The following is a 21,528-nucleotide window of genomic DNA, read 5'->3' as shown; positions in this document are numbered from 1 at the left end:
CGGCCCCCGGTCTCTTCTGGTGACACGCCACCGCGGGGAGCGGGGCCATGCCCAGAGGGAGACGCCATGTCCACCATGATCTTCGTGAACCTGCCGGTGAAGGACCTGGAGCGGTCCAGGAAGTTCTTCACCGAGCTGGGTTACTCGTTCAACCCGCAGTTCAGCGACGAGAACGCGGCCTGTCTGGTGATCAGCGACACCATCTTCGCGATGCTGCTGGTCGAGGACTTCTTCAAAACCTTCACCAAGAAGAGGATCGCCGACACCGACACCCACCAGGAGGTGCTGATCGCGTTGAGCGTGGACAGCCGGGAGGGTGTGGACGAGTTGGCGGACCGGGCGCTGGCCGCCGGGGGCACCTCAGCCGGCGAGCCGATGGAGGAGGGCCCGATGTACGGACGCAGCTTCTACGACCTGGACGGCCACCACTGGGAGCTGACCTGGATGGACCCGGCCGCCCTGCAGGGCTGACCGGGCCGTCCGTGCGCGGGGGACCGCTGACCGGGGAGGGGCGGCCGGCGCCGTCAGTCGGTGCCGAGGCCGGCCTCCGCCGGGTCGAGCCGGCCGGACAGACGAGCTACGAAGCCGGTGACCTGCCGGGCGATGGCCGGCCCGGTGAGGCCGGCCTCGGCCAGCACCTCGGCCCGGCTGCCGTGGTCGAGGAAGCGCTCGGGGATGCCGAAGTCCCGCAGCGGGACCTCGACGTCGGCGTCCCGCAGCGCCTGCGCGATCGCCGAACCGACGCCGCCGGCACGGCTGTTGTCCTCGACGGTGACCACCAGGCGGTGCTCGGCGGCGAGCCCGGGCAGCGCCGGGTCGACGGGCTTGACCCACCGGGGGTCGACCACGGTGGTGCTGATGCCGTGCCGGTCCAGCAGCTCGGCGACCTCCAGGCAGACCGGCGCCAGCGCGCCGACGGAGACCAGCAGCACGTCGGGCCGGTCGCTGTCGGCGGCCCGCAGCACGTCCATGCCGCCGATCCGGCCGACCGCGGGGACGGGGGCGGCGACCTTGCCCTTGGAGTAGCGGAGCACGGTGGGGGCGTCCTTGACCTCGACGGCCTCCCGCAGCTGGGCGCGCAGCTGGTCGGCGTCGCGGGGCGCGGCCAGCCGCAGGCCGGGCACCACCTGAAGGATCGACATGTCCCACATGCCGTGGTGCGAGGCGCCGTCGGGGCCGGTGATCCCGGCCCGGTCCAGCACGAAGGTGACGCCGCAGCGGTGCAGCGCCACGTCCATCAGCAGCTGGTCGAAGGCCCGGTTGAGGAAGGTGGCGTAGACCGCGAAGACCGGGTGCAGCCCGCCGGTGGCCAGGCCGGCGGCGGAGACCGCGCCGTGCTGCTCGGCGATGCCGACGTCGAAGACCCGGTCGGGGAACTCCTCGGCGAACCGCTGGAGGCCGACGGGGCGCAGCATGGCGGCGGTGATGGCGACCAGGTCGGGCCGCTCCCGGCCGAGCCGGACGATCTCGTCGCCGAAGACGGAGGTCCAGTCGGCGCCGGAGGCGGAGACCGGCAGGCCGGTGTCCGGGTGGATGACGCCGACAGCGTGGAACTGGTCGGCCTGGTCGTCCCTGGCCGGCTGGTAGCCGCGGCCCTTCTCGGTGAGGCAGTGCACGATGACCGGGCCGCCGAAGCGCTTGGCGCGCTGGAGCGCGGACTCCAGGGCCTGGATGTCGTGGCCGTCGATCGGGCCGACGTACTTGATGCCGAGGTCCTCGAACATGCCCTGCGGGGCGATGACGTCCTTCAGCCCCTTCTTGGCGCCGTGCAGCGTGCCGTAGAGCGGGCGGCCCACGACCGGGGTGCGGTTGAGCATCTGCTTGCCGCGCTCCAGCCAGCGCTCGTAGCCCTCGGTGGTGCGCAGGGTCGCCAGGTGGTTGGCGAGGCCGCCGATGGTGGGCGCGTAGGAGCGCTCGTTGTCGTTGACCACGATCACCAGGGGGCGGTCCTTGGCGCCGGCGATGTTGTTCAGCGCCTCCCAGGCCATGCCGCCGGTGAGCGCGCCGTCCCCGGTGACCGCGACCACCTGGTGGTCGAGGCCGCGCAGCTGGTTGGCCTTGGCCAGGCCGTCCGCCCAGCCGAGCACGGTGGAGGCGTGGCTGTTCTCGATGACGTCGTGCTCGGACTCGGCGCGCGAAGGATAGCCGGAGAGGCCCTCCCTGGTACGCAGGCCGGAGAAGTCCTGGCGGCCAGTCAGCAGCTTGTGCACGTAGCTCTGGTGGCCGGTGTCCCAGAGGATGCGGTCGGCCGGGGAGTGGAAGACCCGGTGCAGGGCGATGGTCAGCTCGACGACACCGAGGTTGGGCCCGAGGTGTCCGCCGGTCTGGGCCACCGCGTCGATCAGGAAGGCGCGGATCTCGCCGGCCAGCTCGACGAGCTGTTCCGGGGTGAGCTGGTCCAGATCACGCGGTCCCGAGATACCGGTCAGCAGCGGCACCGTTCCTCCTCGTTTCGGGGCACTCCCACCATCCGGAGATTCTAGTGCTCCGCTTCACCCCACCGTGGTCTCAGAATGCGAGATAGGTCACCCGAGCCGGTAACGACCCGGGTGACCTGGCCCTCGACCGGTGGGCAACTATGTTCGACCGGCGGTGCGTTGGGTTCTGCGGGAGACCGAGTCGAGGACCACCGCGACCAGCAGCACCGCCCCGGTGATCATGTACTGGATCTCGCTGGCCATGCCCATCAGGTTGAGCCCGGTGGTGATGGACTGGATGACCAGGGTGCCCAGCAGGGCGGACCACACCCAGCCCCGGCCGCCGAAGAGGCTGGTGCCGCCGATGACCGCGGCGGCGATCACGTTCATCAGCAGGTTGCCCGAGCCCAGGCTCTTGGAGGCGCCGCCGGCCTGGGCGGCGTAGAAGAGCCCGCCCAGCGCGGCCAGCGCGCTGGCGATGGTGAAGACGGTCAGCCGGACCCGCTCCACGTTGATGCCGGCCCGGCGGGCGGCCTCCGCGTTGCCGCCGACCGCGAAGATCTGCCGCCCGTAGGTGGTACGGCGGACTACGAAGTCGACCAGCAGCAGCACCGCCAGGAAGATCACCAGCGCCAGCGGCAGCCCCCGGTGCTGGTTGAGGGTGTAGGCGGCGACGAAGGCCGCGACCGCGACCAGCGCGACGCGCAGCACGATCTCGCCGACCGGCCGGGTGGGCAGGCCGGCCGCGCCGCGCCGTCGCTCCTGGACGAGCAGCGCCGCCAGGTAGCCCAGGCTCAGGACCGCGGCCAGGCCGTAGGCGGCGGCGATGTCGGAGAAGTAGAAGTTGTTGAAGTCCCGCACCAGGCTGTCGCGGGGGATGTTGATGGTGCCCTCGTCCCCCATCACCCAGATCTGCAGGCCGCTCCAGCCGAGGAATCCTGCCAGGGTGACCACGAAGGCGGGCACCCCGATCTTGGCGAAGAAGAAGCCGTGCAGGGTGCCGACGGCGGCGCCGGCCGCGATGGCCAGGAAGATGGCCAGCAGGTCGTTGACCCCGTGGCTGACCGAGAGGACAGCCCAGAGCGCGGCGGACAGGCCGGCCATGGAGCCGACCGAGAGGTCGATCTCGCCGAGCAGCAGCACCAGCACGATCCCGACCGCCATGATGCCGGGGCCGGCGATGTAGACCGCTATGTTGCTGAGGTTGCGCGGGGAGAGGAAGGTCCCGGTCTGCGACTCGAAGACGACGGCGATGATGACCATGCCGATGATCACCGGGATGGAGCCCAGCTCGCCGCCGGTGATCCGGCGCCGGAAGTCCTCCAGGTAGCCGGCCAGGCCGCGCTCCCGCACCAGGAGGCGGGGGTCGGGCGCGAGTTTCTCGCTCATTCGGTTTCCTCCCCGGTCCGCTCGGTGCCGGCGTCCCGGCGGCGGCTGCGGCGGGTGACCGCGTTGTCGGTGGCTCCGGTGATGGCGGCGATGATCTGCTCGCCGCTGGTGTCGGCGGCCGGGAAGACGCCGTTGTTGCGGCCCAGCCGCAGCACCGCGACCTGGTCCGCCACGGCCCGGACGTCGGCGACGTTGTGGCTGATCAGGATGACGCCCAGGCCCCGGTCCCGGAGCCGCTCGACCAGGTCGAGCACCTGCGCGGTCTGCTCCACGCCGAGCGCGGCGGTCGGCTCGTCGAGGATCACCACCTCGGGGGAACCGACCAGGGCGCGGGCGATGGCGACCACCTGCCGCTGGCCGCCGGAGAGCGAGGCGACCGGGATCCGGACGCTGGGGATGCGGATGGAGAGGGTGTCCAGCAGTTCGCGGGACGCGCGCTCCATGGCGACCTGGTCCAGGACGTGCGCGGTGCGCAGCTCCCGGCCGAGGAAGAGGTTGGCGACCACGTCGAGGTTGTCGCAGAGCGCGAGGTCCTGGTAGACGGTGGCGATGCCGAGCTCCTGGGCGTCGTGGGGCTTGGCGATCCGGACCTCCCGCCCCTTCCAGGTGATGGCGCCCGAGTCGATCGGGTGGACGCCGGCGATGGTCTTGATGAGGGTCGATTTTCCGGCTCCGTTGTCGCCCACCAGGGCGGTCACTTCACCGGCGCGGATCTCCAGGTCGACGTCGGTCAGCGCCTGGACGGCGCCGAACCGCTTGGAGACGCCGTGCAACGCCAGTACGGGGCTTGCGGTCATGCGTGGGCTCAGCTCCTTGCGCGGCGAGGGCCGGACCCCGCCCGGAGGGTGCGGGCGGGGTCCGGTGGTCGGCGGTCAGCCGATACCGGCGGCCTGGCAGGCGTCGGCGAACTCGGCGGTGCAGATGTCGGCGGCCGAGTAGAACTCGTCCGCGATCACCGTGTCGTTGATGGTGTCGACGGTGACCGGCACCGGCGTCAGCAGGGCGGACGGGATGCCCGAGTCGGTGGCGCTGTCGGCGCTGTCCGGGGTGAGGTCGGCGAAGTCCTCGCCGTTGAGCAGCCGGACGGCGATCTCGGCGGTGATCTCGGCCTCGGGCCGCAGCGCCTTGTAGATGGTGTAGGTCTGCTCGCCGGTGATGATCCGCTGGAGGCCGGCGAGTTCGGCGTCCTGGCCGCCGATCGGCACGTCGGTGATCCCGGCCGCCTGGAGGGCGTTGATCACGCCGGCCGCCATGCCGTCGTTGGCGACGTAGACGGCGTCGAAGCCGTCCTCGCCGAGCGAGTCGATGGCGGCGTTCATCTCCTCGTTGGCCAGCGCGGCGTCCCAGCCGTCGATGTCCTGGGAGAAGACGATCTCGGCGGTCTCGCCCAGCACCGACTCGGCGCCGCTCTTGAAGAGCGCGGCGTTGGGGTCGGTGGGCGAGCCGTTGATCATCACGACCCGGGCGCCCTCGGCGTCCGCGCCGAGGGCGTCGAGCACGGCCTCGCCCTGGAGCTGACCGACCCGCTCGTTGTCGTAGGAGACGTAGGCCTCGATCGGGCCCTCGGCGAGCCGGTCGTAGGCGATCACGGGCACGCCCTCGGCCTCGGCCTCCTCGACCCAGGTCGAGGTCGCCGAGGCGTCCACCGCGTCCAGGATGATCACGTCGACGCCGTCCGTGAGCATGGCGTCGAACTGCTGCTTCTGGAGGTTGGTGTCCTCGCTCGCGTTGTTGTACTGAACGGTGCAGTCCGGACAGAGTTCGCCGATCTTGCCCTCGATGAAGGGCCGGTCGAAGGACTCGTAACGGGTGGTGGAGTCCTCCGGCAGCAGCAGGCCGATGGTGCCACCGCCGTCTCCGCCGCCGCCCTCGGTGTTCTCGTCGTCGTCGCCACCACCGGCCTCGCCGCAGGCGGCCAGCGCCACGGTCATGGCCAGGGACGCGACGCCGATCCCGACAAGTCGCAGTTGTTGACGCATCGTTGCTCAACCTCCCGGTCGGGCCGCGACATCGCGGCCATGCGGTCGGCAGAGAGCTAACTCCGGGCGCTTCTTGGCGTCAATACATAAATTCAACTTCAGTCAAATCGATACCTCTCCCTACGCGGGCCGCAGAGGTTTGACGGGCCGACCTTTCGGGGATGGAGCGGCCCGTTTTCGAAAGAAGTTGGCGCTTTGCTTTGCCTTCTGTTGGATTCAGGTTTTGAATCGTGCGCGGGATCAGCCGGGTTGGTCGATCCCGAGCAGCAGGCCGTCGCCCATCTCCCGCAACACCAGGGCCAACGCGCCCAGTACCTCCGCGCGCCCGCCCAACGCGCCGGCGGTCAGGGTGAGCTGCCGCGCGGCGCTCGGGATGGCGTACCGGCCGACGGAGTCCCGGATCGGGCCCAGCGCGATCTCCCCGGCCTCCGCCAGGTCCCCGCCGAGCACCACCCGGCTGAGGTTGAGCACGTTGCACAACTGGGCCACCGCGGTGCCCACATGGCGCCCGATGTCGCCGATCACCCGCTGGCAGCCCGGGTCGCCGTCCCGCGCCAGCCGCACCACCTGACTCATCGTCAACTCGGGCCCGTGGATGGGCTGGAGCAGCGGCAGCACGTGCCGGGCCGCGGTGAAGGTCTCCAGGCAGCCGCGGTTGCCGCAGCGGCAGACCGGCCCCGACTCGTCCAGCGTGATGTGCCCGATCTCGCCCGCGGTGCCGCCGGCGCCGCGGTAGATCCGGCCGTTCACCACCAGCCCGGCGCCCACCCCGCTGGCCACCTTGATGTAGGCCAGGTCGCCGGCGCCACGCCCCGCCCCCCAGACCGACTCGCCCAGCGCGCCCAGGTTGGCGTCGTTGTCCACGTGCACCGGGACGCCCGTCCTGGCCGCCAGTTCGGCGCCCGGGTTGGTGCCCCGCCAGCCCGGCAGGATCGCGGTGGAACCGATGGTGCCGCTGGTCATGTCGATCGGGCCGGGCACCCCGAGCCCGATGCCGATGATCTTGGCCCGGTCGACGCCGGCCACCCCGAGCAGCCGCCCGACCAGCTTCTCCGCCCGGTCGAAGCCCTGCTCGGCCGAGGCGTCCACGTCCAGCGGCTCGGCCTCCTCGGCCAGCACCTGGTGCGCCAGGTTCCCCACCGCGACCCGCAGGTGGGAGTGGCCGAAGTCGACGCCGACCACGATGCCCGCGTCGCTGGAGAGCGAGACGCTGCGGGCCCGCCTGCCGCCCGCCGAGGTGGAGCGCACCTCGACGGTGCCCAACTCCTTCAACTCCCGAACTATGTTCGAGACCGTGGCCGCGGAGAGGCCCGTGGTCCTGGCTATGTCGGCCTGGGTGAGCGAGCCGGCGGCACGGACCGCCCGGATCACCCGCTCCAGGTTGGCCCGGTGCAGCGAGGACTGCGATCCCGGAGTCTTCACGGTTCACTCCACTTCCCTAACCGAGCATCCCGTCGCCCAGCGGGCGAGACGTCGCTCCCGCCGGCCGTCCCACCAGCGACGGGAGACGGCGCCGCGCCCACTATAGGAAGTCGCCGCCCGCGGCGAGCCGGGTCGGGCGGAAACACCCCCGCCCGCCGGGGCCGACCGCTACCGCACCGCGCCCGCCGTCAGGCCGCTCTGCACCTGCCGCTGGAAGACCACGTACACCACCAGCACCGGCAGCATGGCCAGCGAGACGCCGGCGTAGAGCGCGCCCCAGTCCCCCTCGTAGCCCTGCTGCACCATCAGCGCGGCCAGGCCCTGGGGCAGCACCGCGTCGTCCGGGTCGCCGACGTTCAGCACCCGGGGCAGCACGAACTGGTTCCACTGGCCGAGGAAGTTGAAGATGCCGATGCTGATCAGCCCCGGCTTGGCCATCGGCATCATGATCTGGAAGAAGGTCCTGGTGTGCGAGGCGCCGTCCAGCGTCGCCGCCTCCTGCACCCCGCCCGGCAGGGTGCGGAAGAACGCCACCAGGAAGAAGATGGTGAACGGCAGCGAGTAGGCGATGTAGACGACGATCAGCCCCTGCCGGGTGTTGAGCATCCCCAGGTTGTTGAGGACGAAGAAGAGCGGCACCAGGGCCAGGAAGACCGGGAACATCATGCCGCCGACGAACAGCAGGTGGATCAGCCGGTTGCCGGGGAAGTCGAAGCGCGCCAGCACGTAGGCGGCCATCGCGCCGAGCAGCATCGTCCCGGTCAGCGAACCGGCCAGGATAATCAGCGAGTTGAGGGCGTACCTGCCGATGCTGGCGGAGGTCCAGGCGTTGGTGAAGTTCTCGAAGGACAGGCCGCCGGGCAGACCGAAGGGGTCGGAGACGATGTCGCCGTGCGGGCGGAAGCTGTTGAGGACCACCAGCAGCAGCGGCGCCGCCGCCATCACCAGCCACACCACCAGGAAGGTGTGCGAGAAGACGTTCAGGGTGGTGCCGGCGACGCCCTCGCGCCGCTCGGCCGACCGCTCCGCGGTGGACTTGTCGAGGCTCATCTGCGGTGCTCCCGTGAGACGGTTGCGAAGGGGAACGGACGGGCGCGGTCGCGCCGGCCTCGGCCTACAGCTCCACCCGGTCACGGCGGCCGACCCGCATCATGACCGTGGCGAAGACCAGGGTGATCAGGAAGAGCGCCACCCCGATGGTGGTGGCGTAGCCGGCCTGCCCGTCCCGGAAGGACTTCTCGAACAGGTAGCTGGGCAGCACGTCCATGCCGTGCTCCGGCACCATCACGTTCACCAGCGCGAAGGCGTCCAGGGCCTGGATGCCCATGTACACCCAGCCCGTGCGGACCGTGTCCCAGGTGAGCGGGAAGGTGATCTGGAAGAACGTCCGGGCCCGGCCGGCGCCGTCCAGCCGGGCCGCCTCGTAGGTCTCCTGCGGGATGGCGCTCATCGCCGCCGAGAAGAGCACCACGTAGAAGCCGACGAACGACCAGCACAGCACGACCAGCACGCACCAGATGGCGACCGAGCCGCCCAGCCAGTCCTCCCGCTGCCAGGAGCCCAGGCCGACCGCGTCCAGACCCGCGTTGAGCGCGCCGCTGCGCGGACTGTAGATCCTGGCCCAGATCACCGCGATGATCGCCAGCGAGAGCACCTGCGGGAAGAAGTAGACGACCTTGTACAGCCCCGAGCCGGTGACCCCGGAGACCGCCGTGTTCCGCCGCCGGCCGCCCGCGGTGAGCATGTAGGCGAAGAACAGGCCCATCGCCAGGGTCACCAGCGGCGCGATGACCAGCAGCAGCAGGCTGTTCCTGGTGGCGTCCCAGAACTTGTCGTCGTGCCACATCCGTTCGTAGTTGTCGAACCCGACGAAGTTGTAACTGGCGCTGTAGCCCGTCCAGTCCGTCATCGAGTAGAAGAACGCCTGGAGGAACGGCGAGACCACGAACACGCCGTACACCAGCACCGGCAGGGCCAGGAACCAGACCACGAAGCGGTACTGGTCGAGCTTCCGGTAACGCCGGTCGTAGCGCACGCTCTCCGGGGTGAACCGGGGCGGCAGGAAGAACGCCACGGTCAGCCGGAGTCTCATGCCCGCCGTCGGACGGTCCCGTCGTGCGGCCTCTTCCGTCGCGTTTTCCATGCCGCCCCCTCAGCTCAGACGTGCTGGAACTTCTGGATGGAGTCGTCGCTCGCGGTGGCGTCCGCCGCCCGCTGACAGCGGTCGATCGCCTCCGCCGGGTCGAGGTCGCCGGCCATCATGGCGGCGACCGCGCCGCCGATCTCCTCGTTGTTCAACTGCTTGTACCAGTCCGGCAGTCGGGGCACGAAGAGGTGCTCGCCGGCCGCCTCGAAGGTCGCCTTGGCGCTGGCCAGCCCCGGCGGCAGGTCCATCCCGTCGGCGGCGCCCCGGACGCAGCTGAGCGAGGAGACCTGCTCGGTGAAGTTGCGGGCCGACTCCCGGCCGAGCATCACCCGCAGGAACTCGAGTCCGCCGATGGGGTTCCTGGCGTCGGCCGGCACGAAGAACGGTTCGCCGGACGAGGCCCACAGCGCCTCGAAGGGCAGCGCGTCGGAGGAGTCGAGGCCGGTGGGCGGGCCGACCGCCATGTCGAAGTCGGCCGGGGTGTTGCGCCGGGACTCGTTCTCCACCCAGGAGCCGTTGGGGATGAAGAGCGCGTGGTAGGAGTTCCACTCGTCCTGGGACTCCTCGTGGGTCATCCCCGGGCTGCCCTGGAGCACGTAGCCGCGCGCCGCCAGCTCGTGGTAGGCCTCGAAGGCGGCCCGGACCGCGTCGTGGCGCCAGGCGTTGGGCTCCAGGTTGTCGATGGCCTGGAGGACCTCGACGCCGCCGATCTTCCCGATGAACGGGTAGAGCGTGAAGTTGAAGTAGTAGGGATAGACCCCGGGGTAGGTCCAGCCCGCCATGCCCTGGCGCTTGGCGGCCTCGCAGACCGCGATCATCTCGTCCCAGGTGCGCGGGTACTCGACCTCCAGGCGCTCCAGCGCGGTACGCGAGTACCACTGGCCGTAGACGGTGAAGGCGTAGTTGAGCCGCCAGACCTCCTCCGTGCCGAACTGGCCCATCTCCACGGTGCTGGGCATCAGGGTGTCCCGGACGGTGACCGAGGGGTCGTCCAGCGAGGGCGCGTCCAGCAGCTCGTTGAGGTCGTAGACCTGCCCGTTGCGGATCAGCGCGGCGATGTCCATGGCGTCGGCGCCACCGTTGTTGATGACGTCCGGCGGGTCGCCCTGGACCATCCTCGGCTGGAGTCTGGTCTGGATCTCGGTGGTCTTGTCATGCCGGACCGGGCCGTAACTCTCCTGGTAGATGGCCTCGGCGTCCAGGGCGTACTGGTCGCCGAAGCCGCCGTCGAAGATGACGACCTCCAGTTCGGCCTCCGGGTCGACGCCCAGCGGGTTGTCGTCGGAGGTCTCGCCGCGCTCGACGGACTCGCCGCCGCCACCGCCGCTGGCGCAGCCGGCCAGAGCGCCGACCGCGGGCACCGAGAGAAGTCCGGCGGCGGCCGAACGGGTAAGCAGGGAACGGCGGTTGAGCTTGGACGTCATGGTGCAGCCTCGCCTTCCTGAGGGAGCCGAACGGGATGGCCGCCGACTGCCCGACAGGTATAGTCCACTTGGCGCGTACACGGAAGATCGCGTACCGAGATCGCGGGCAGGCTTTTCCGAGTTGAGATCTCCCGGACACACGTCGAGGGCCGGCCCCGTCCGGGTGATTCCCGGACTGGTGGCCGACCCTCGTGCTGACCTGGCGCTCCGTCACCCCGACCGGTGGGTCGGTGGCGACGGGCCGCCGGGCCGGGCCGGATCGCGGTGATCCGGCCGCTGGCTCACTTCCGCAGCAGCGAGCGCAGGACGTACTGCATGATGCCGCCGTTGCGGTAGTAGTCCGCCTCGCCCGGGGTGTCGATCCGGACGGTGGCGTCGAACTCCACGCCGCTGTCGGTGGTGACCTTCACCGTGCTGGGCACCGGGCCGTCGTTGAGCGCGGTGACGCCGGAGATGGCGAAGGTCTCCTCGCCGGTCAGCCCCAGCGAGGTGGCGGTCTCGCCGGCCGGGAACTGCAGCGGCAGCACGCCCATGCCGATCAGGTTGGAGCGGTGGATGCGCTCGTAGGACTCGGCGATCACGGCCCGCACCCCGAGCAGCGCGGTGCCCTTGGCCGCCCAGTCGCGGGACGAGCCGGAGCCGTACTCCTTGCCGGCCAGCACGACCAGCGGGATGCCGGCCTCCTGGTAGTTGCGGGAGGCGTCGTAGATGAACGACACCGGCGCGTCGGCCTGGGTGAAGTCGCGGGTGTAGCCGCCCTCGGTGCCCGGCGCGATCTGGTTGCGCAGCCGGATGTTGGCGAAGGTGCCCCGGATCATCACCTCGTGGTTCCCGCGCCGGGAGCCGTAGGAGTTGAAGTCCCGGCGCTGCACGCCGTGTTCGGTGAGGTACTGGCCGGCGGGGGTGTCCGCCTTGATGGCCCCGGCCGGGGAGATGTGGTCGGTGGTGACCGAGTCGCCCAGCTTGGCCAGCACCCGCGCGCCGGCGATGTCGGTGACCGGGCTCGGCTCCTGGGTCATGCCCTCGAAGTACGGGGGCTTGCGGACGTAGGTGGACTCCGCGTCCCACTCGAAGGTCGAACCGGTCGGGATCGGCAGGGAGTTCCACTGGGCGTCGCCGGCGAAGACGTCCGCGTAGCTCTGGCCGAACATCTCCTGGCCGATGGCCGAGGCCACGACCTCCTCGATCTCCTGCTCGCTCGGCCAGATGTCCCGCAGGTAGACCGGCTCGCCGGCGGCGTCGGTGCCCAGCGGCTCGGTGGTGATGTCCACCTTCATCGAGCCGGCCAGCGCGTAGGCGACCACCAGCGGCGGCGAGGCCAGGTAGTTCATCTTGACGTCGGGGTTGATCCGACCCTCGAAGTTGCGGTTGCCGGAGAGTACCGAGACCACGGCCAGGTCGTGCTCGTTGACCGCCTGCGAGATCTCCTCGGGCAGCGGGCCCGAGTTGCCGATGCAGGTGGTGCAGCCGTAACCCACCAGGTTGAAGCCGAGCTTGTCCAGGTAGGGGGTGAGACCGGCCCGGTCGTAGTAGTCCATCACGACCTTGGAGCCGGGCGCCAGGGTGGTCTTCACCCAGGGCTTGCGGCTGAGGCCACGCTCCACGGCCTTCTTGGCGAGCAGCGCGGCACCCACCATCACCGAGGGGTTGGAGGTGTTGGTGCAGGAGGTGATCGCGGCGACGGTGACCGCGCCGTGGTCCAGCTCGAAGCTGCTGCCGTCGGCCAGCGTCACGGTGACCGGCTTGCTCGGCGTGCCGTTGCTGACGGCCGGGGCGTCGGAGGCCGGGAAGGACTCCTTGCCCGCCTCGTCCGCGTCCGCGTTCGGCACGTAGGCGCGCACGTCGTCGGCGAACTTGGCGGTGGCGTCGGCCAGCACGATCCGGTCCTGCGGGCGCTTGGGGCCGGCGATCGAGGGCACCACGGTGCCCAGGTCCAGCTCCAGGTACTCGCTGAACTCGGGCTCGGTGCTGGCGTCCAGCCACAGGCCCTGCTCCTTGGCGTACGCCTCGACGAGCGCCAGCTGCTGCGCGTCCCGGCCGGTCAGCCGCAGGTAGCTGATGGTCTCCGCGTCGATCGGGAAGATCGCGGCGGTGGAGCCGAACTCCGGCGACATGTTGCCGATGGTGGCGCGGTTGGCCAGCGGGATGGCGCCCACGCCCTCGCCGTAGAACTCCACGAACTTGCCCACCACGCCGTGCTTGCGCAGCATCTCGGTGATGGTCAGCACCAGGTCGGTGGCGGTGGTGCCGGTGGGCAGCTCGCCGGTGAGCTTGAAGCCGACCACCCGGGGGATCAGCATGGAGACCGGCTGGCCGAGCATCGCGGCCTCCGCCTCGATGCCACCGACGCCCCAGCCCAGCACGCCGAGGCCGTTGACCATGGTGGTGTGCGAGTCGGTGCCGACCAGGGTGTCGGGGTAGGCCTGCCCGTTGCGGACCATCACGGTCCGCGCCAGGTGCTCGATGTTCACCTGGTGGACGATGCCGGTGCCGGGCGGGACCACCTTGAACTCGTCGAACGCGGTCTGGCCCCACCGCAGGAACTGGTAGCGCTCGCGGTTGCGGCCGTACTCCAGCTCGACGTTCTGCTGGAAGGCGTTGGCGGTGCCGAACTTGTCGGCGATCACGGAGTGGTCGATGACCAGCTCGGCGGGGGCCAGCGGGTTGATCCGGGACGGGTCGCCGCCCAGCTCGCGCACCGCCTCGCGCATGGTCGCCAGGTCCACCACGCAGGGCACGCCGGTGAAGTCCTGCATGATCACCCGAGCCGGGGTGAACTGGATCTCCTGGCTCGGCTGGGCGCTGGCGTCCCAGCCGGCCAGCGCCCTGATGTGGTCAGCGGTGATGTTCGCCCCGTCCTCGGTCCGGAGCAGGTTCTCCAGCAGCACCTTCAGGCTGTACGGCAGCCGGTCGGAACCCGCCACCTTGTCCAGCCGGAAAATCTCGTAGGACTCGTCGCCCACCCGCAGGGTGCTGCGAGCGTCGAAGCTGTTCGCCGACACGACTGTCTCCTTCACCACATGATTCGCGCGTTCTACCGCAATCCTGCCGTGCACGTCGGGCCGCGACTCGCTAAGGGAACCCTAAGTTGCCCCGCGGAAGGCACGTGCCGACAGGCGGTCCTCGCCGTCAAGTATCTCGATGTCGAGATAACCCTAACCCATCGAGGGCCGCCACGTCCGGAATCCCCACCCCGAACGACCGGTTCCGGCCGCCGGACCGGCTCAGGAGGAGGTGGCTAGGGAGGCGGCGCCTTGGGAGGAGCGGCTCAGGGAGCCGGCTCGGTCGGCGCGGCGAGTTGGGACTCGACCAGACCCAGCACCTCGTGGTCGCTCAGCCCCAACGCCCTGGCCTCGGCGACCAGCCCGGCGGCCAGCGTCAGCAGCCGGGCCCGACCGGCCGCGTCCGCCCGGCTGGTGATCACCGTGCCCCGGCCGCGCCGCAGCTCGACCAGCCCCTCGTCCCGCAGCCGCTGGTAACCCCGCAGCACGGTATGGACGTTCACCCCCAGCGACTCGGCCAGCGAGCGGGCCGGCGGCAGCCGCTCGCCGGGGCGGGCCGCGCCCTCGGCGACGGCACCCCGGACGCAGGCGGCGATCTGCTCACCCAACGGCACCGGCGAGTCGGTGGTCACCCGGAACAGCATCGGCTCAGCCGCTCCCCTCGCGGCGACGCGCCACCAGCCCGTTGAGCAGCGCCGCCGCCGTGTGCGCGTCGTCCACGGTGACCACGAAGGCCCGACCGCCGGCGCGCCGCACCTGGAGCGCCTCGCCGGAGCGCAGCACCAGCCCGGTGGCGCCGGGGCGCACCCGGTAGCCCCAACCGCCGAAGTCGGCGACCGGGCTGACGCGCCGCACCTCGGCGGACTCGATCCGGGCCAGCGGGACGGTCAGCCGGGGCCGGGACAGCAGCGGCGGCGCCACCCGCAGGCCGCCCGCGTCGACGGTGACCCGGACGGTGGCCAGCACCCCGGTCAGCACGGCCAGCAGGAGCAGCGCCCCGCCCGGCGCCCACGCCCCCAGGAGCAGCGCGACCAGCGCGCCGAGCAGCGTCACCAGGGCGCCTGCCCGCAGGCTCCGGGAGCCGACCTGGTGGCTCCAGACCGCCGCCTCGCCGGCCCGCAGTCGCAGCACCGGCGCCTCGCCACGGGCCCGCTCGACGTCCTCCGGCGCGTCGTCCCCCGCCAGCCGCCAGGCGGCCCAGCCGACCAGCCCGGCGACGGCCAGCAGGGCCGGCAGCCACCAGGGCGACAGCCGGGCGTCGGCCGGGTCGGCCAGCCCGGCGTTGACCGCCAGGCCGAGCCCCAGCAGCGGGCCGAGGAACACGGCGACCGCCGCGCCGACGGCAGTGAACAGCCGCTGCGCCCCGGCCCGGCCGAACCAGGTCAGGGCGGTCAGCACCGCCCCGGTTGACAGCGGCACGACGACGCTGAGCGCGACCGCCAGCCCGCGGGCCTGGAAGCCGTCCGCCGCGCCGGCCAGATCGAAGTGGACCGCCATCCGGTCGGGCAGCCGCCCGTACAGCCCGATCGCGACGGCGGCCAGCGCCAGCCCCACGACCGCGTGCGGCACGGCCACCAGAGCGACTCGTCTGGTTCTTCGCATGCCAACCCCCATCAGTACTGCCCTTGTTCGCATTCAATGAGAACAAGTAAAACATGTGCCGCGGCGGCGTGTCATCACTCCAATGGCCCACCCAACGGGGAGCGATCTCATATCTGAGATAGGCTCGTTCACATGATCGATGACTACCTGGCCCGGATCGGACAGCTCATTCGGGACGCCCGCCAACATCGCGGCTGGACACAATCCCAACTCGCGGAGGCGCTCAACACCAGTCAGAGCGCGGTGAATCGCATCGAGCGAGGTAACCAGAACATCAGTCTTGAGATGATCGCCCGCATCGGCGAGGCCCTGGACAGCGAGATCGTCTCCCTGGGCTACTCCGGTCCGATGCACCTGCGGGTGGTGGGCGGCAAGCGGCTGCACGGCAGCATCGACGTCAAGACGAGCAAGAACGCCTGCGTGGCGCTGCTCTGCGGCAGCCTGCTCAACTCCGGCCGCACCGTGCTGCGTCGGGTGGCCAGGATCGAGGAGGTCTTCCGCATCCTGGAGGTGCTCAACTCGATCGGCGTGCGCACCCGGTGGATCAACGAGGGCGCGGACCTGGAGATCACCCCGCCGGCCGAGCTGGACATGGACGCCATCGACCTCGAGGCGGCCCGGCGGACCCGGAGCATCATCATGTTCCTCGGTCCGCTGATGCACCGGATGGACCAGTTCAAGATCCCCTACGCCGGCGGCTGCGACCTCGGCACCCGCACCGTCGAGCCGCACATGATGGCGCTGCGCCGGTTCGGCCTCGAAGTCACCGCGACCGAGGGCGTCTACCACGCCACCGTCAGCCCGGGCGCCTCCCAGGACCGCCCCATCGTGCTGACCGAGCGGGGGGACACGGTCACCGAGAACGCCCTGCTCGCCGCCGCGCGGCACGACGGCACGACGGTGATCCGCAACGCCTCCTCCAACTACATGGTCCAGGACCTCTGCTTCTTCCTGGAGCAGCTCGGCGTCCGGATCGAGGGCGTCGGCACCACGACGCTGACCGTGCACGGGGTGCCGCAGATCGACCGCGATGTCGACTACTCCCCCTCGGAGGACCCGGTCGAGGCGATGAGCCTGATCGCCGCCGCCGTGGTCACCGAGTCGGAGCTGACGATCCGCCGGGTGCCGATGGAGTTCCTGGAGATCGAGCTGGCCGTGCTGGAGGGCATGGGCCTGGACCACGACCTCGGCCCGGAGTACAAGGCCGACAACGGCCGCACCCGGCTGGCGGACCTGACCGTGCGCCCCTCCAAGCTGGAGGCGCCGATCGACAAGATCCACCCGATGCCGTTCCCCGGCCTCAACATCGACAACGCGCCGTTCTTCGCGGCCATCGCGGCCACAGCCCACGGCTCGACCATGATCCACGACTGGGTCTACGACAACCGGGCCATCTACCTCACCGACCTCAACCGGCTCGGCGGCCGGCTCCAACTGCTGGACCCGCACCGGGTGCTGGTCGAGGGACCGACCCGCTGGCGGGCCGCGGAGATGATGTGCCCGCCGGCCCTGCGCCCGGCGGTGGTGGTGCTGCTGGCGATGATGGCCGCCGAGGGCACCTCCGTGCTGCGCAACGTCTACGTCATCAACCGCGGCTACGAGGACCTGGCCGAACGGCTCAACTCCGTGGGCGCCCAGATCGAAACGTTCCGCGACATCTGACAGATTCCGACCGCCGCGCCCCTTCCGACCTGCGGACTGGCAGGTCGGGGAGGGCGCGGCGGCGTGTTCGGCGCGTGCTTCGGGAGTCGCCGCCGGTTTTGGGCCACGCGAAGTCCACCACAGCGGTCCGCGGCACCGCGAAACCCCTGCCGTCAGGGCCGCGGTCACCTTCACCGCCGCGCGACGCCAACGCCGGAAAACCCGGCTCAGGGACATGTCGCTCTTCGGCAGGCACCATGGGGACCGGCGGCGTTGTTTCGTGGCCACCACGGGGCTGCCCGGGGTTCGAAAACCCGGCGACCTCAAGCACCGCTCAGATAGGGGAGCCGATCGTGTGAAGGGCGCATGGCCGCGCGAGCTCTTGGCTAGTCTGCGGACGTGGATCTCAACGCGTGGGGGGTAGTCATCGGCGCCGTCGGTGCGATCGCTGGGGTCGTCTCGGCCAGCATCGAGGTCTACGCCAGAAAGTCCCGTAGAAAACCTCCTGCCCCTGCCCCTGCCCCACCTGCCGCAGACCCGAGCAGCGGTTACGACGTCTTCATCTCCTATACCGAGGCGGATAGCGATGCGGCGGAATCACTGGGTTCCCGGCTGCGCGCCGAAGGGCTGACCGTTTTCCTGGCCAGGTGGATCGGCCCTGGCCTCGTGGAGAGTCTGGAAAAGGAAGAGGCCCTGGGCGCCTCGGCCAACGGACTCCTGGTCTTCAGCGGCGCCACGATGCGGGACACCGCGATCCGCGACGAGTACGCGGCCCTGCTCCAGCGTGTGCACTCGGGCGGGCGACGGTTCATCCCGGTGCTGGTGGAGGACGTGGATCTGCCGCCTTTCGCTCGCATCCGCAGACCGGTGGACCTGCGCGACGCACACAGTGCCCAGTTCGACGAGAATATCGCCATGCTGGTACGGGCGGTGCGGCCCGGGAGTGATGCCATCTGATCGACGTCTTCGTCTCCTACGCTCACCAGGACAGCACCTGGGCGAGAAAGCTGGCGAGCGACCTCTCCCGCTACGGCCTGCGAGTCTTCTTCGACGAATGGGAAGTGCTCCCCGGCGATGTGATCCTGCGCCGTACCGACGCGGCGATCAGCGACGCGGCGTGCGCCATCGTCATCGTGAGCCCGGCTTCCGCGTCATCACCGCGGGCCCTTGAGGAATACGCCGCCCTGGCTACTGCCGGAGCGACCGGAGACCTTCGGTTCATTCCCGTGTTGATCGGAGACGCCGCCCGCCCGCCTTTCGCCGCCAATCGGGTCTGGCGCGATTTCAGCAACGTGGACGAGCGGGGGTACGAGCAGAAGGTCGAAGAACTCCACGCGGTCATCCTGCGGCAGACCGCTGGGGAGACGCCGGGCGGCTCGGGTGCGTCGGTGCGGGAGGAGAACCTCGCAGCGGCACTGCCGTCGCCGCCCCGTCCTCTCACCGAGCCGGAACAGCGCGCCTTCGTCATCTGTTTTGCGCCGGCCGACGCGGCGTACGGGGTGGCCCTCGCCGACCAGCTGCGCACGGCGGGACTGCCCGTCTGGTCGGCCGCTGATCTCAAGCCGGGAGACTCCCAGTTCTGGACGATCCGGCAGCAACTGTCCTACGCGGCAGCCGTCATCGTGCTCATGTCGCCGCACTCCCAGGATTCCGACGACATCACCCGCATGATTCTCGAGTCGATGCTGCACCAGCGTCCCTTCTTCCCGGTCCTGTTAGAGGGGCAACGCAATTACCACCTGGCCCATACCTGGTACGTCGACGCACGCGACGGCCGGCTGCTGCGCCCCGCGGAACTCAAGCTGCTGCGAGACCTGAACGCCACCGAGGGCATCGCCCAACCGGCCACACCGGTCTTCCCCGCCCCACTCACCCGCCCCACGGTGGGTGCCGTGCGCGTACCGCCGGCGGCCTCCCTCGCGCGCCTCGAGTCCTACCTGGCCGAAGGGGAGTTCACGCACGCCGACCTGCACACCACCGCTGTCGTACTCGAGGCGGCTGACCGACTCGACGAGGGCTGGCTGGGCGCCCGGCATGTGCGCGCGGTCCCGTCCTCGGTGCTGGCCGGTATCGACGCTGTGTGGGCGGACCACACACACGGCAGGCAGGGGCTTCGCGCACAGGCGGCGCGATCCCGGGTGCGCCGCGCGCGGCACGCGGACTTCCTCGCGCTGTCGGTGGTCTGCGGGTGGCGCCTTTCCGCGGATGCCGCCGTGCCGCGGAGCTACCGCGAGTTCACTCAGCTGGCCGGGCCGGGGCCCCGTGGAGGGTTCTACCCGACCCTGCGTAATCCACAGAACGAGCTCTTTCTTGACTGGTACGACCAGTGGACCGCCACGGTCCTGGCCGTTCAACTGCGCGCTCAGGATGGGGGGAACAACAGGTGAACGCGGCCATTTTTCTGCTCGGCTTCTTTACCGCCAAGAGCGTCGACGTACTGGACCCCGCGCTGCTCTTCGTGTACGCGTTCGGCATCATCACACTGTTGCGTCGCACGCGGCGAAAAGGCCGTGAACGCGATCAGCACGGCCCGAAGTTGCGCAATAACTCGATGCTGGAGATCGCTCTCCTCCTGATCCTGATTCAACTGTTCGGCAGGAAGGTATCGGACATGAACCCGCTGGCGATCTTCTCAGTCATTCTGGTCATCCTTCTGGCAGCCGCCGCGCTCCTCGCCTGGCACGGTTACCGAACCATTCCTGCCGAGCACGTCGGTATCGTGCACCGGTTCCACGGTCCGAGCCACCCGAAGTTCCGACACATCACGCCGTACAACACGCGGGGGATCCTGGCACGCACCCTGCTACCTGGCCACTCCAGTTGGCTGCTGCCCGGGCTGCACCGGGTCGATCTGGTTCCCAGGACGCGGGTAGCCGAGGACAAGATCGGTCTGGTCACAGCCAAGGAGGGGAAGACGCGGCCGGCGACTCGCGCGCTGGCCCGGCCTGTCGCGTGCGACGACTTCCAGGACGGTCAGGCCTTCCTGCTGAACGGAGGGGAGCAGGGCCGGCAGGTCAGCACCCTGAACAACGGCCAGTCCTACTACATCAACGCGGCCCTGTTCGAGATCGAGCAGGTCGACCGCGTGCACGTGCCGGAGAACACGATCGGCCTGGTGAGCGCGAAGGCGGGTGAGGTCCGGCCGCCCGGCCGCCTCTTCGGATCGCACGTGGACTGCGAGAACTTCCAGGACGGCGGCCAGTTCCTGGCTGCTGGCGGTCAGCAGGGCAGGCAGTTGGCCATTCTCCAGGGAGGCGCCTACTACAACATCAATCCCGCGCTGTTCGACGTGGTCACCGTGAAGAACATCCGTGAGAACGCGGGCGAGCTGACCCCCTATCACCTGCAGGAGATCTCCATTCCCATCGGCTACACGGGAGTGGTGATCACCCTCGACGGCGCGGAACCGGAATCACCGGAGCAACTCGGACCGCGGGTGCCGGGGCACCGGGGGTTCCAGCTGCCCTGGGTGTTCCTGCAGAACGGAGGGCAACGGGGGGTGCAGCAGGAGACCCTCCGCGAGGGCACGGTGTGTTCCCTCAACCCGTACTTCGTGCGCGTCGTACCGATTCCTACCCGGCTGCTCATCCTGGAATGGAACGACAAGTCTCAGGCGGAGTACTGGAACTACGACGCGCAGCTGGGCCGGATCGCGGTCACCGTCCAGGGCCACCGGCTGTTCGTGGACATGAGCCAGACCCTGCGAATTCCACCGGAATCGGCTCCCATGCTGGTCAGCAACAACGGCGGCAGCCAGATGACGAGTCTGGGCGGCCTCGACTGGAATCCGCTCCCCATCCAGCGATTCGTGGAACGGGTACTGGGTGCCATCGTCGCCTCCTACTTCAACGAGATCGCCGCGGCGGCGACCGTAAGAGACTTCCTGGAGGCGTACGCCGAGACCCGGACCGACCTGGCGGCACAGGTGCGCAACGCGCTTCGGGAATGGGGCGTGGAGGCACAGAACACCACACTCGGTGAGTTCCGGGCCGAGGACCCGATGCTGAACGAGATCCTGAAGCGGCCGGCCCATGAACAGATGCGCGGCGAACTCCTCGATCTGGAGTTGGCCAACGCCGAGCGCGACGATGCCATCGACGAGGTGCGGGTGCGGACCGAGACCCGGCGCAAGGCCCTCGAACTCAGGGCTCGCATCGACGCGTTGGGCCTGAACAACGTGATGGTGCTGGACATGCTGGAAAAGGTCGCCCAAGCACCCGTTCCGCAGTTCATCGGAGGCGGTGACCTTGCCGCCTACCTGGAGACGCAGCCGATCGCACGGTTGGAGGAACTCCTGGACAAGATGCGGGGCCTGCACGGGCAGGCCGGGCCCGAGGGAGGGGCGCAGCCTGCGCTGCCGCCCCAGGCGCGCGGCCAGGAGGACACCCAGAGTGTTCCGGAAGCCCCCACCGACGCGTGACGTGGCCGGTGCGGCGGGCTGGTGGCGTCGACGTACCCGACGAGTCACCAGGGCGAACAGCCGCCTCAAGGGCGGGTGGGCACTGC

16 protein-coding genes are annotated in these 21,528 nt (G+C 70.0%); 5 read left to right on the top strand and 11 right to left on the bottom strand.

Translation table 11 applies throughout. The features are described 5' to 3' along the window. Positions 1-66: 66 nt before the first annotated feature. Positions 67-471 (top strand): VOC family protein, encoded by a 405-nt coding sequence (locus RM844_RS08235; protein ID WP_311666301.1) that lies wholly within the window; start codon positions 67-69, stop codon positions 469-471. 53 nt (positions 472-524) lie between these two features. Here RM844_RS08235 and dxs read toward each other — a convergent pair whose 3' ends face one another. From dxs to RM844_RS08180, 11 genes are all read right to left on the bottom strand, one after another. Continuing rightward, positions 525-2,438 (bottom strand): 1-deoxy-D-xylulose-5-phosphate synthase, encoded by a 1,914-nt coding sequence (dxs, locus tag RM844_RS08230; protein ID WP_311666300.1) that lies wholly within the window; start codon positions 2,436-2,438, stop codon positions 525-527. 138 nt (positions 2,439-2,576) lie between these two features. Then, positions 2,577-3,806 (bottom strand): sugar ABC transporter permease, encoded by a 1,230-nt coding sequence (locus RM844_RS08225; protein ID WP_311666299.1) that lies wholly within the window; start codon positions 3,804-3,806, stop codon positions 2,577-2,579. Continuing rightward, positions 3,803-4,603 carry an ATP-binding cassette domain-containing protein gene (locus tag RM844_RS08220; RefSeq protein ID WP_311666298.1) on the bottom strand — a complete coding sequence of 267 codons (801 nt, stop codon included), beginning with the start codon at positions 4,601-4,603 and terminating at the stop codon, positions 3,803-3,805. Before RM844_RS08220 ends, RM844_RS08225 begins: the two co-directional genes overlap by 4 nt. A 75-nt stretch (positions 4,604-4,678) precedes the next feature. Then, entirely contained in the window at positions 4,679-5,785 is a 1,107-nt protein-coding gene (locus tag RM844_RS08215) for a sugar ABC transporter substrate-binding protein (protein ID WP_311666297.1), read from the bottom strand. A 240-nt stretch (positions 5,786-6,025) separates the two neighbouring features. Continuing rightward, the gene (locus RM844_RS08210) at positions 6,026-7,207 is read right to left on the bottom strand and encodes an ROK family transcriptional regulator (protein ID WP_311666296.1); all 1,182 of its coding nucleotides are present in this window, start codon (positions 7,205-7,207) and stop codon (positions 6,026-6,028) included. 168 nt (positions 7,208-7,375) lie between these two features. Beyond that, the gene (locus RM844_RS08205; protein ID WP_311666295.1) at positions 7,376-8,257 is read right to left on the bottom strand and encodes a carbohydrate ABC transporter permease; all 882 of its coding nucleotides are present in this window, start codon (positions 8,255-8,257) and stop codon (positions 7,376-7,378) included. Positions 8,258-8,321: 64 nt separating this feature from the next. Beyond that, positions 8,322-9,299, bottom strand: a complete 978-nt coding sequence (locus RM844_RS08200) for a carbohydrate ABC transporter permease (protein ID WP_311666294.1) — start codon at positions 9,297-9,299, stop codon at positions 8,322-8,324. Between the two features lie 65 nt (positions 9,300-9,364). Then, on the bottom strand, positions 9,365-10,777 hold the full coding sequence (gene ngcE, locus RM844_RS08195; protein WP_311666293.1) for an N-acetylglucosamine/diacetylchitobiose ABC transporter substrate-binding protein: 1,413 nt from the start codon (positions 10,775-10,777) through the stop codon (positions 9,365-9,367). Positions 10,778-11,058: 281 nt separating this feature from the next. Beyond that, positions 11,059-13,779, bottom strand: a complete 2,721-nt coding sequence (gene acnA, locus RM844_RS08190) for an aconitate hydratase AcnA (RefSeq protein WP_311666291.1) — start codon at positions 13,777-13,779, stop codon at positions 11,059-11,061. A 266-nt stretch (positions 13,780-14,045) separates the two neighbouring features. Beyond that, a complete protein-coding gene (locus tag RM844_RS08185) occupies positions 14,046-14,423 on the bottom strand; it encodes a GntR family transcriptional regulator (RefSeq protein ID WP_311666290.1) in 378 nt (125 codons plus the stop codon). Positions 14,424-14,427: 4 nt separating this feature from the next. After that, on the bottom strand, positions 14,428-15,381 hold the full coding sequence (locus RM844_RS08180; RefSeq protein ID WP_311666289.1) for a DUF1648 domain-containing protein: 954 nt from the start codon (positions 15,379-15,381) through the stop codon (positions 14,428-14,430). A 132-nt stretch (positions 15,382-15,513) separates the two neighbouring features. Here RM844_RS08180 and RM844_RS08175 point away from each other — a divergent pair, with 132 nt between their 5' ends. The 4 genes from RM844_RS08175 (at position 15,514) to RM844_RS08160 (ending at position 21,442) form a co-directional block, all read left to right on the top strand. Then, complete coding sequence (locus tag RM844_RS08175; RefSeq protein WP_311666288.1) at positions 15,514-17,043, top strand: UDP-N-acetylglucosamine 1-carboxyvinyltransferase; 1,530 nt, start codon at positions 15,514-15,516, stop codon at positions 17,041-17,043. Positions 17,044-17,421: 378 nt separating this feature from the next. Next, positions 17,422-17,979 carry a toll/interleukin-1 receptor domain-containing protein gene (locus tag RM844_RS08170; protein ID WP_311666287.1) on the top strand — a complete coding sequence of 186 codons (558 nt, stop codon included), beginning with the start codon at positions 17,422-17,424 and terminating at the stop codon, positions 17,977-17,979. After that, positions 17,976-19,409 carry a toll/interleukin-1 receptor domain-containing protein gene (locus RM844_RS08165; protein WP_311666571.1) on the top strand — a complete coding sequence of 478 codons (1,434 nt, stop codon included), beginning with the start codon at positions 17,976-17,978 and terminating at the stop codon, positions 19,407-19,409. Before RM844_RS08170 ends, RM844_RS08165 begins: the two co-directional genes overlap by 4 nt. Beyond that, positions 19,406-21,442 carry an SPFH domain-containing protein gene (locus RM844_RS08160; RefSeq protein ID WP_311666286.1) on the top strand — a complete coding sequence of 679 codons (2,037 nt, stop codon included), beginning with the start codon at positions 19,406-19,408 and terminating at the stop codon, positions 21,440-21,442. Before RM844_RS08165 ends, RM844_RS08160 begins: the two co-directional genes overlap by 4 nt. Positions 21,443-21,528 lie beyond the last annotated feature (86 nt).

It is taken from the genome of Streptomyces chisholmiae (assembly GCF_031845445.1).
In the GTDB taxonomy this organism is placed as follows: Bacteria; Actinomycetota; Actinomycetes; order Streptomycetales; family Streptomycetaceae; genus Streptomyces; species Streptomyces chisholmiae.
Note: the sequence above shows the minus strand (reverse complement) of the source record. Positions and strands in the feature narration are given on the sequence as shown.

Excerpts from the sequence above, each read along its gene's own strand:
- RM844_RS08205 (WP_311666295.1), bottom strand. The coding sequence starts at position 8,257 with ATGAGCCTCGACAAGTCCACCGCGGAGCGGTCGGCCGAGCGGCGCGAG.
- RM844_RS08185 (WP_311666290.1), bottom strand. The coding sequence starts at position 14,423 with ATGCTGTTCCGGGTGACCACCGACTCGCCGGTGCCGTTGGGTGAGCAG.
- RM844_RS08235 (WP_311666301.1), top strand. The coding sequence starts at position 67 with ATGTCCACCATGATCTTCGTGAACCTGCCGGTGAAGGACCTGGAGCGG.
- RM844_RS08225 (WP_311666299.1), bottom strand. The coding sequence starts at position 3,806 with ATGAGCGAGAAACTCGCGCCCGACCCCCGCCTCCTGGTGCGGGAGCGC.
- RM844_RS08215 (WP_311666297.1), bottom strand. The coding sequence starts at position 5,785 with ATGCGTCAACAACTGCGACTTGTCGGGATCGGCGTCGCGTCCCTGGCC.
- RM844_RS08175 (WP_311666288.1), top strand. The coding sequence starts at position 15,514 with ATGATCGATGACTACCTGGCCCGGATCGGACAGCTCATTCGGGACGCC.
- RM844_RS08220 (WP_311666298.1), bottom strand. The coding sequence starts at position 4,603 with ATGACCGCAAGCCCCGTACTGGCGTTGCACGGCGTCTCCAAGCGGTTC.
- RM844_RS08200 (WP_311666294.1), bottom strand. The coding sequence starts at position 9,299 with ATGAGACTCCGGCTGACCGTGGCGTTCTTCCTGCCGCCCCGGTTCACC.
- RM844_RS08180 (WP_311666289.1), bottom strand. The coding sequence starts at position 15,381 with ATGCGAAGAACCAGACGAGTCGCTCTGGTGGCCGTGCCGCACGCGGTC.
- ngcE (WP_311666293.1), bottom strand. The coding sequence starts at position 10,777 with ATGACGTCCAAGCTCAACCGCCGTTCCCTGCTTACCCGTTCGGCCGCC.